At 66.7% G+C, this 9,643-nt stretch carries 12 protein-coding genes and 1 tRNA gene; 10 read left to right on the plus strand and 3 right to left on the minus strand.

All coding sequences use genetic code 11. From position 1 onward, the window contains the following. From QZ847_RS08055 to QZ847_RS08075, 5 genes are all read left to right on the plus strand, one after another. Positions 1 to 872: M20/M25/M40 family metallo-hydrolase (locus QZ847_RS08055; protein WP_294355215.1), on the plus strand; the 872-nt coding region annotated here is incomplete at its 5' end. Positions 873 to 1,012: 140 nt separating this feature from the next. Next, a complete protein-coding gene (locus tag QZ847_RS08060; RefSeq protein WP_294193098.1) occupies positions 1,013 to 1,276 on the plus strand; it encodes a hypothetical protein in 264 nt (87 codons plus the stop codon). Between the two features lie 24 nt (positions 1,277 to 1,300). Continuing rightward, complete coding sequence (locus QZ847_RS08065) at positions 1,301 to 1,552, plus strand: hypothetical protein (protein WP_294355218.1); 252 nt, start codon at positions 1,301 to 1,303, stop codon at positions 1,550 to 1,552. A 171-nt stretch (positions 1,553 to 1,723) separates the two neighbouring features. After that, positions 1,724 to 2,167 carry a DUF4126 domain-containing protein gene (locus tag QZ847_RS08070; RefSeq protein ID WP_294355221.1) on the plus strand — a complete coding sequence of 148 codons (444 nt, stop codon included), beginning with the start codon at positions 1,724 to 1,726 and terminating at the stop codon, positions 2,165 to 2,167. A gap of 46 nt (positions 2,168 to 2,213) precedes the next feature. Continuing rightward, positions 2,214 to 2,286, plus strand: a tRNA-Ile gene (locus tag QZ847_RS08075). Here the strand turns inward: QZ847_RS08075 and QZ847_RS08080 are convergent. Both QZ847_RS08080 and QZ847_RS08085 read right to left on the minus strand, forming a co-directional pair. Further along, positions 2,255 to 3,283, minus strand: a complete 1,029-nt coding sequence (locus tag QZ847_RS08080) for a WalW protein (RefSeq protein WP_294355224.1) — start codon at positions 3,281 to 3,283, stop codon at positions 2,255 to 2,257. The genes QZ847_RS08075 and QZ847_RS08080 overlap by 32 nt on opposite strands. Next, positions 3,280 to 4,974 (minus strand): HAMP domain-containing sensor histidine kinase, encoded by a 1,695-nt coding sequence (locus tag QZ847_RS08085; RefSeq protein ID WP_294355227.1) that lies wholly within the window; start codon positions 4,972 to 4,974, stop codon positions 3,280 to 3,282. Before QZ847_RS08085 ends, QZ847_RS08080 begins: the two co-directional genes overlap by 4 nt. Before the next feature lie 199 nt (positions 4,975 to 5,173). On the opposite strand from QZ847_RS08085, the gene QZ847_RS08090 reads away from it, so the two are divergent. After that, positions 5,174 to 5,635: an Lrp/AsnC family transcriptional regulator gene (locus QZ847_RS08090; protein ID WP_093007638.1), complete on the plus strand. Its 462-nt coding sequence runs from the start codon at positions 5,174 to 5,176 to the stop codon at positions 5,633 to 5,635. 58 nt (positions 5,636 to 5,693) lie between these two features. Here QZ847_RS08090 and QZ847_RS08095 read toward each other — a convergent pair whose 3' ends face one another. Then, entirely contained in the window at positions 5,694 to 6,968 is a 1,275-nt protein-coding gene (locus QZ847_RS08095) for a hypothetical protein (RefSeq protein WP_294355231.1), read from the minus strand. Between the two features lie 150 nt (positions 6,969 to 7,118). On the opposite strand from QZ847_RS08095, the gene yaaA reads away from it, so the two are divergent. From yaaA to QZ847_RS08115, 4 genes are all read left to right on the plus strand, one after another. Continuing rightward, entirely contained in the window at positions 7,119 to 7,874 is a 756-nt protein-coding gene (gene yaaA, locus QZ847_RS08100; RefSeq protein ID WP_294355234.1) for a peroxide stress protein YaaA, read from the plus strand. Continuing rightward, entirely contained in the window at positions 7,871 to 8,551 is a 681-nt protein-coding gene (locus QZ847_RS08105) for an SDR family NAD(P)-dependent oxidoreductase (protein ID WP_294190515.1), read from the plus strand. Before yaaA ends, QZ847_RS08105 begins: the two co-directional genes overlap by 4 nt. Positions 8,552 to 8,666: 115 nt before the next feature. Continuing rightward, positions 8,667 to 8,954 (plus strand): hypothetical protein, encoded by a 288-nt coding sequence (locus QZ847_RS08110; RefSeq protein ID WP_294355236.1) that lies wholly within the window; start codon positions 8,667 to 8,669, stop codon positions 8,952 to 8,954. A gap of 119 nt (positions 8,955 to 9,073) precedes the next feature. Then, positions 9,074 to 9,643, plus strand: a 570-nt coding sequence (locus QZ847_RS08115) for a DNA gyrase subunit A (RefSeq protein WP_294355238.1), incomplete at its 3' end; no start/stop codon positions are given.

Below are 9,643 nucleotides of genomic sequence, written 5' to 3' on the forward strand. Positions count from 1 at the left end.
CCGCACGCTTCACCGGCCCGGCGATGGCGGCGGCAAAAGGCGCGGCGGCGATCGTGATCCGCTCGATCGGCACCGACACGCACCGGCTACCGCACACCGGCGTGACGAACTTCCCCACCGGCACCGCTGCGATTCCCGCTGCCGCACTCGCCGTACCCGACGCCGAGCAGATCGAGCGGATGGTGAAACGCGGCAAGCCGATCCGCATGCACCTGCTCCTCACGCCGCAGCAAACCGGTGTGCACGAGTCGGGCAACATCATTGCCGAGGTACCTGGCACCGATCCGAGCGCCGGCATCGTGCTGATTGGTGGTCACCTCGACAGCTGGGACCTAGCCACGGGTGCGATCGATGATGCGAGCGGAGTTGCAATTACGACCGCGGCGGCGAAGCGCATCCTCGACTCGGGCAAACGCCCGCGCCGCACGATCCGCGTCGTCTGGTTCGGCGCAGAGGAAGTCGGCGGGTTCGGTGGCGAGGATTACGCGAGGAAGCACGGCACCGAACGCCACGCGATCGCGGCGGAAAGCGACTTCGGCGCCGATCGCGTGTGGCGGTTCGAAACAACGCTGCCGTCCAGCGCGAAGCCGGTGGCGGACCGGCTGGCGAGCGCGCTCGCCCCGCTCGGCATCGTGCGCGGCACCGGCGGCGCGGGCGACGGGTCGGATATCGAGGCGACGATCAGGACCGGCGTCGCGGGCATCGACCTCAACCAGTCGGGCCTGCGCTACTTCGACGTCCACCACACGCCCGACGACACCCTCGACCGCGTTGATCCGGCGCAACTTCAGCAGAATGTTGCCGCCTGGACGACGATGCTCGCAGTGGTCGCCGACGCGTCCGAAGAGATCGGATCGGTTACGCGGCCGTGATGTCAAGTGCTCAACCACTCGTCGCAACCTGTACGCCAGATGAATTTTCCTTATTGACCCCCTGAACCGCTAGGGTATTCGGGCGTTTCGCGACGGCGTTGGGGTCGGCCGCGATTTTTGTGATGCTTGGGAGCATTCGAATGAAGAAGATCCTGCTCGTTGCCGCTGCCGCCGGCCTGATGTCCGTTGCTGCTTGCTCGAAGTCGCCGGAAGCTAACGCGGTCGAGAACAACGCCGACATGATGGCGGACAACATGGACGCGATGGCCGACAACGTCGCCGACATGTCGAACACCACTGCGAACCCGTTCGCCGAGGACAACGCCGAGGCGGTTGCCGAGAACATCCACGACGCGGCCGACAACGTCCGTGACTCGGCGGACGCCGCGACCACCAACATGTAATCCGACCCGGTTCGGGTCTTGCTGATGCCTAGGTTGATCCCTCTGGTCGGCGCCGCGCTTCTTCTGCTCGGCGGCTGCAGCAAGCCCGAACCGGTTTCGGTCGAGAATGGCACCGAAGCATTGTCCGCCAATCTGGAGCAGATGGCGAACGAGCTTGAGGCGGAAGCGGCGGGCCAGGTCAACGCGACCGAGCGCGAGACGCTCACCGACGCAGCCGCCGCGCTCGACAATGCGTCGGACGCGATCAACGTGTCCGACACCGCCGCAAACTACTAAGGCGCGGTCGGTAATCATCGCTCACCCGATCAAGGGCGTCCCGTTTGCGGGGCGCCCTTCTTCGTTCAGGTGTTCCTTTCGCCCTCTTCGTTCGCCGTGACGCATGAACCAGATCGCGCTCGCCGAGTTGTGCCGCTGACAACCGGCAACGATGACGAAGGCGGACGATAGATGCGCAAATCCTTTCTGATGGGACTGGTCGGTGGCCAGCGTGCGATGACTCCGCTCGCGACCGTCGCGATCGCCGCCGCGCGTGGTCAGCTGCCGGCCGACAATGGCGCACCCAGATTGCTCTCCAACCCGCTGGCTGCGGCCGGCACGCTCGCGCTTGCGATCGGCGAGATAGCGGGCGACAAGCAGAAGACGGCACCTGACCGCGTCGTGCCGATCGGGCTCGCCGCGCGTTTCGTCACCTCGGCGATCGCTGGCGCCGCACTTGTACCCAAGCGGCAGCGCTGGATCGGTGCGGCGGTCGGCGGTGTGACCGCCGTCGTCGCCTCTTACCCCGGTTGGCGCGCGCGCATGGCGTGGCTGCCCAAATATGGTCAGACGCCCACTGGATTCGCCGAAGATCTGGCGGTGCTCTCCTCCGCCGCGGCAATCGTCCGACGATAGCTTGCCAAGCTTGCGTCGAAGCCGCTACCTGCGGCGAGCGCGCGGAGGGCCTGTAGCTCAACGGTTAGAGCTGGCCGCTCATAACGGCTAGGTTGCGGGTTCGAGTCCTGCCGGGCCCACCGCGCGCATTTCATCCGACGCGGCGATGATCTCATCGAGCGTCACCGGCGCGTACCCGCATCGCGCCAGCGCCGGCAGCACGTCGTCCCACCAGGCATGGAAGCGCGCCAGTCCGCGCGCGTCACGCACGTAGGGGGTATGCCCTGGCACTAGCGACGGCGAATGAAACGTCAGTTGCAGCAACCGCTCACCGTCCGCAGCCGCCTGCTCGATCGCGCATATTGCCTCGGCCGCCGGGGTCCCTTCCGGCGTGAGCGGCACCCGCGATAACAGCCTGCTTCGAGCAAAGGCACCGCGCGCTTTCGGCACCCGCCCGAGCAGCGGATGCAGCCAGGCACCGTGCGCGCGCAGCAATCCGGTGTAGATTGTCGTCAGCGGCAGCTCGACCAGCGCGCCGTCACCCAGCATGAATGCGCCCGGCCCCACCGCGGTAAAATCGGGACCGCCTTCGCGCACGTAATCGAAGCGTGCGCGCATCGACGCATCGATCCGAAAACCGCGAGACGCGAGCGTGTGGAAGGTGTGCGGACCGACCCCGTAGCGTCCGGCGCGGTAGATGCACGGCCGGCGTCCGAGTGCGCGCTCGATCATCGCGATCAGCCGGTCGAGCTTCGCGGCCTCGACCTCGCGCGGCAGATTACCCGCAAACGTTTCGACGCGCGCACCGCGGCCGAGCGGCGGCGTCACCCAGCTGTGCAATTGTGCCCCGATCGCAGAGGCGGGATCTCGTGCCAACAGATCGCGCAGCGTAGCCGCGGCCGCCTCGTTCGACGCTACGACATAGTCGACCATGTAGATCGGGCTGACGCCGTGCGCCCGGAGCCGCTCGTGCATTGCCGGAAGCGCCGCGATCGCGGTCACGTCATAATCGTCACTTGCGCCCGGCAACGACCAGTCGAACTCTTCCTCGGTGTCGATCGTCACTACGAAGCGGCGCCCGAACGCGGCGGGCCAATCCAGCGCCGCGCCGTCCGGCGTCGCGAAGCGATGCGTCACGGAAGGAGCGTGGAAGCGGCATCCTTGCGTGCAGCGACCGCGCGCGGCAGCGCGACCGTCAGCCGCGTCGGCTCGAACAGCAGGTGACCACCCAGCTGCGCCGCGAGATTGCGTACGAGCCTGAGCGCGAAGCCCACGCCCAACAGCGGCGCGCCATCGGCATCATCGACCTGATCGTCGAGGTGGAGCAGCCCCAGATCATCGCGCCCGACGAACGCCGCCGGACGATCGATCGACACGTGCAGCAGATCGGCGCTGCCCTCGTTCACCCTCACGCGCAACGTCTCGCCCGGCGCACTCGCCGACAGCAAAGTGGCACTTAATCGCGAGATCACGCGCTCGACCGCGATCGGGTCGGCGGCCACACGCGCATTGGATGCATCGGGCAGCAGCAGAGCCGCACCGCGGCGCGCGGCCAGCGGGGCGAGGTCCTCCGCCACTTGTGTCAGCAGCGGCTGCAGCGCGATCACGTCGGCGCGCAGGTCGAGTGCCGCGGCCTCGATGCGCGCCGCCATGTCGAGATCCTCGATCGCGCCGATCAAGCCCGACACTTGAGCCCGGATCGCCGCCGCGCGCTCGCGGTATGTTTCGGCGACCGGACCGAGCAACTCGCGCTCGATCAATTCGGAGAAACCCGCGATCGCGTTGGTCGGAGTGCGCAGTTCGTGCACCAGCCGCCGCAGACCCTCGGCACCGCGCGCATCGAGCGTCGGCGCAGGAACAGGACGCGCGCGTGCCGCATCCTCGTCGATCCGCGGGCGCCGTGCGCTGCCGCGATAGCCCATGAAACGCCCGCTGCTCTGCTCGAACACCGGCACGCCTGCAATCCGCCAGTCGCCACCGAGCGGCGAATTGCCCGCGATCACCAGCCGCGCGTCGCTGAACGCCGCACGCTTGCGGAACGCGCCTGCGGCAACCCCATCGACACCGGTGCGCGCAACCCCGGCATGCGCCAGATGCGTGCCGATCACAGCGCCGCGCGGCGCGCTGTCGATCCAGCGTATGATCCCGTCGGCGTCGCTCTCAAATCGGAACGACGCGACCTGCGCCTCGTCGGCGAGTGCGAGCGGGTACGGTGTATTGCGACCGCGCTGAAATTCCTCGATCCGATGAACCAGATCGGCGATCTCGAAACGCTCACCGTGGACCACCGGCGCCTCCTCGGCGACCGGAACAACAGGCTCGTCCGCAACCGCGTGAACGATCGGCATAACGGGAATCGCCGCAACTGCCCCGCTCGTCTCCACCTCGGTTGCGGGCCGCTGGTCGCTCAACGCGAAATCGGTGCGGCCCATCGTCTCCAGTGCGCGCCCCGCGCTCGGCGGCAGATCGCTGCGCTGACGCAGGACGCTGCGCCCCATCGGCGACAGGCGCGGGATCAGCTCGTCCCAATCCTCTGGCGTCAGCCGCGCAACGCGCAGCACCGATGCCGCGACCTCCGCATCGTCGGCCGCGAACAACGCAACGAGCGCGGCAGGCGGATCGGCGAGCGCGAGGCCTCGCGCCACCGACGCGCGGGTGGCGACCGGCACATGCTCACCTATCGCGCGCAGCCGGGCGATCAGCACGTCTTCCGCCGGTGCGCGACCGCGCGCGATCAGATCGGTCAGCTGACGAAATGCAGCGCTCGCGCCGAATGACGTCGAGACATCGGCGGCGAGAACCGTCTTCAGACTGTCATCGAACCGCACGCGACCCTCCTTGCAGGGCTGACAACGATCGCTGCGCGACCTGATCGATCCGGCCTACAACGCAGATGTTGCTACGTCATCACCGACGCGCCGACAATTTGTCGCACCTTGGCACAATTGCGTTGTCGCGCAATTATCCTATAGCAGCAGCGCGAACATCTGTCGTCATCGTTCGCGTATGTGAAATCAGGGTATAGTCATGGCGTTGGACAAGATCGACCGCGAAATTCTCTCGCTGCTGCAGGAAGACGGACGCATGACCAACGTCGATTTGGCCGAGCGCGTCGGCCTGACCGCGCCGCCGTGCTTGCGTCGGGTGCGGGCGCTGGAGCAGGCTGGTGTTATTCGTGGCTATCACGCCGATTGCGATCCGGCGAAGCTCGGTTATCCGATCACCGTTTTCGCGATGGTCAGCCTGCGTAGCCAGGCCGAGCAGGATCTGGCGCTGTTCGAGCGGCATATCGCGACGATTCCCGAAGTGCGCGAATGCCATATGCTCAACGGCGAGATCGACTTCATCCTGAAGATCGTCGCGCCCGATCTGGAGAGTTTTCAGCGACTGCTGACGACGCAGCTGACCGCCGCGCCCAATGTCGCAAGCGTCAAGTCGTCGCTGACAATCCGCACAGCCAAGGCGCAGACTGGCGTTCCGATCCCATAAGGATCAACGAAAAAGGGCGACCCGCAGGCCGCCCTCCTCTTCCTCGCTAATAATCGGATCAGCCGACCGGCGGGTGATCCAGATACTCGATCCACAAACCTGCCAGATCGGCGCGGGGCTGCCCCTTGACCGCCTCGAATGCGGTCCGCGCGCCGGCCTTGTCGCCCGAGTAAGCGAGCGCGATGCCGAGCCGGGTATTGACCGCGTCGGCGTCGACCTGACCCTTTTGCAACGCGGTGCGATAAAGCGCGACCGCCTTGGCATAGTCGCCGGTGCCGAAGAACGCGTCGGCGGTGCTCGCCGCCAGCTTGCCGTTCGCCGCCGCATTGGCCCGCGTTTCCAGCCCCGCAAGCGAACCCTCATTGCTAATCGACTTGTTCGATGCGGCAATCAGGCCGGTCGCACTCGCGCTCGACGAGGGAATCTTGCCCGACGACATGCCCTGCGTGAGCACGGTCTTTGCTTCCCACGGGATACCGAGATCGAAGGCATATTGCCCGTACATCTCATAATCATATTGGTCGGCGAGCGCGTTGCCGTTGCGCAGCAGGCGGAACAGGTCGACCTTCTGCCCCTTGTCGAGCGTCGCGACACCGCCCGAGGTCAGACCGAACGTCGTGACCGCGTCACGCCAGTTCTTGGCGGTCGGATATGCCTCGACGTACTTCTTGAGCCACTGGTAGGTCAGCGCGCCGTTTCGCTTCTGATTGCTCTTCGCGATCATGAAACGGTACAGGTCCTCGCCCGGCTTCTGCCCGGCGGCGACCTGCGCTGCGATCACCTTGTCCATCTCGGTCGATGCACCGGCGAGATCGCCCGCATCAGCCTTCGACTTGACCAGCTGAAGCGTCATGTTCGGGTTGGTATAGCCAGCCGCCTGCGCCGCGGCGAAATACTGCGCCGCGCCCGCATTGTCCTTCGCGTTGGTCGCGATGCGGCCGAGCTCGTAATTATAGCGACCGATGTCCGCCGGCGGCGTCTTCGGGTTCGTCACCAACACCTTGAGCGGCACGGCGAGTGCGGCGTCGCTGCCCTGGTTCGCGCCGATCTTCTTGGCCTCGAGGTTGAGGCGCAGCGCTGCCGAGATGTAACGCTCATCGTCGGTCTTCGCGGCCGCCTCGGCCTGCGCGATCGACGTTTCGGCGGCGGCGAAATCGTTGGCGGCAAGCGCGGTCTGCGCAGCGGCGGCAGGCGCCTGTACTTCCTTGCTAAGCTTCAGCGCCGGGCCATCGGCCTTCTTGTCCTTCGGTGCCGCGATCGCGGCCGGTACCGCCAGCGACGCGCCACCGGCGAGAAGTGCGGCTGCGAACAAAGCGTTGGTGAACCTCTTCATCGACTATTCTCTCCGATACGGCCGCGAGTGTGCCTGCTGCCGCGATGCTCTAGTGACGGAGCGTCGCGGGTTCAAGGAAGGGACGTCACGTACCCGTCACGCGCTGAACCCCGATTGAACGCGCGCGTTCCTCCGGCTAGCGCGGCTGCGATGATCGCCCTGCTCTCTCCCGCCAAGACGCTCGACCTCGATACACCGGCGCCCTTCGACACCACTCAGCCGCGCTTCGCCGAAGAGGCGGCAACGCTTGCCAAAGCCGCCTCGCACCTCGGCCAGAAGAAGCTCGCCGAGCTGATGCACATCAGCCCTGCCCTCGCGAAGCTCAACGCCGACCGTTTCCGTGACTTTCCAGACGCGGCCGAACGCCCGGCGATCTACACCTTCGCCGGCGACGTCTACACCGGGTTCGAGGTCGCGACGCTGGATGAGCCCGCGATCCGCTTCGCGCAGGATCACCTGCGGCTGCTCTCCGGCCTCTATGGCCTGCTGCGCCCGCTCGACGCGATGCGGCCCTACCGACTCGAGATGGGCACGCGCTGGGCGCCGCGGCACAAGAAGCTGACCGACTGGTGGGGCACGCGCATCGCCGACGCGCTCGCCACCGATCTGGCGGAGGAGGGATCGAGTGCGATCCTCAACCTCGCCTCGAACGAGTATTTCGCGGCCGTGGACGGCAAGCTGCCCGCCGGCACCCGCGTGATCGCAGTCGATTTCCGCGAGGCGGACGGCCGCTTCATCAGCTTCCACGCGAAGAAAGCGCGGGGCACGATGGCACGCTGGATGGCGGAGCACCGCGTCACCGACACGGACGCGATGCGCGGCTTCGACAGCGATGGTTATGCATTTGACGCCGGCGCGAGCAGCGACGACCGCTGGACGTTCGCGCGCACCGGCGCAGCATCATGAGCGTGAATAACGCAGTCGTCATCGGTGCCTCGGGCGGGATCGGTGCGGCGCTGGTCGAGGCGCTGGAAGACGAGGAGGTGCGCGTGCTCCCCTTCGCGCGCTCCTTCACCGGCGACCGCCACGTCGACCTGGAGGATGAAGCCAGCATCGCCGCCGCCGCTGCCCGCGCCGGATCGCCCGACCTCGTGATCGTCGCCACCGGCCTGCTCCACGATGCCGCGCACGGCCCCGAAAAGGCGATCCGTGAGCTCGATCCCGCCTGGCTTGCGCGTCAGTTCGCGGTCAACGCGATCGGCCCCGCGCTCGTCGCCAAGCACTTCCTGCCGATCATGCCGAAGACCGGGCGCAGCGTGCTCGCCTTCCTGTCGGCGCGCGTCGGCAGCATCACCGACAACCGACTCGGCGGCTGGTACGGCTATCGCGCGTCGAAGGCGGCGCTCAACCAGCTCGTCCGTACGCTGGCGGTCGAGGACAAGCGCCGCAACGATCGCGGGCTCGTCGTCGCACTCCATCCCGGCACCGTCGACACCGCCTTGTCGCAACCGTTCCGGCAATCGGGTCGCGACCTGTTCAAGCCAGACCGCGCCGCGGTGCAATTGCTCGACGTCATCGATGGCCTCAAGGTCACCGACAGCGGGCGTCACTTCGCCTGGGACGGCGCGGAGATCGCACCCTGACGCATCGGCGTGGTCTTGTTACGCAACCTTCATGAACGCGACAGCGCCGTGTCACGCGCGGGCTCCTAACCGGGCATGAGGCGCGATGAAGCGCCGGACGATTAGGAGACCTTCCATGACCCGTTCGTTGCCTTTCGCGATCCTCTCCTCCGCCGCGCTGTTCTCCGCCGGGATGGCGGTCGCACAGACGCCGATGACGCACGCGACCACCGCGGCACGCACGACCACGCGCACCACGACGAAGACGTCGTCTACGAAGCCCGCGATGGCGACCACGCGCACGACGCAGTCGCACACCGCGGCCGGCAGTCACATGGTCACCACCAAGACCGCGACCGGCAAGACCGTCACCTACGATTGCTCCAAGGCAGGCAACAAGACCAAGCTGGCCTGCAAGCGCTGATCCGACTTTATATGCTCCCGCGCGCGCACGTATACGCACGTACGCGCGCGGGGGTGGTCACGGGCCGACTGCTCGGCTAGGCTGCTCCTTTCCCTAGAAGCCACGAAGAGCGTAGCACCTTGACCGACGAGACCATCCTCGCCGACCCGTCCGACATCGCCCCCATCTCCATCGTCGAGGAGATGAAGACTTCCTATCTCGATTACGCGATGAGCGTGATCGTGGCACGCGCACTGCCCGACGTGCGCGACGGGTTGAAGCCGGTCCACCGCCGCATCCTGTATTCCGCGAACGAGAGCGGGTTCCTCTACAACCGCCCGTATCGCAAGTCCGCGCGCATCGTCGGTGACGTGATCGGTAAGTATCACCCGCACGGCGACACCGCGATCTACGACGCCCTGGCGCGCATGACGCAGGATTGGTCGATGCGGCTGCCGCTGATCGACGGCCAGGGCAACTTCGGCTCGATGGACCCCGATCCGCCCGCCGCGATGCGCTACACCGAAGCGCGCCTCGCCCGCGCCGCCAATTACCTGATGGAGGATCTCGACAAGGATACCGTCGATTTCCAGCCGAACTACGACGCGTCAGAACGCGAGCCGCAGGTCCTTCCGGCGCGCTTCCCCAACCTGCTGGTCAACGGCGCCGGCGGCATCGCGGTCGGCATGGCAACCAACATCCCGCCACAC

Source organism: uncultured Sphingomonas sp. (genome assembly GCF_913778135.1).
Lineage (GTDB): Bacteria > Pseudomonadota > Alphaproteobacteria > Sphingomonadales > Sphingomonadaceae > Sphingomonas.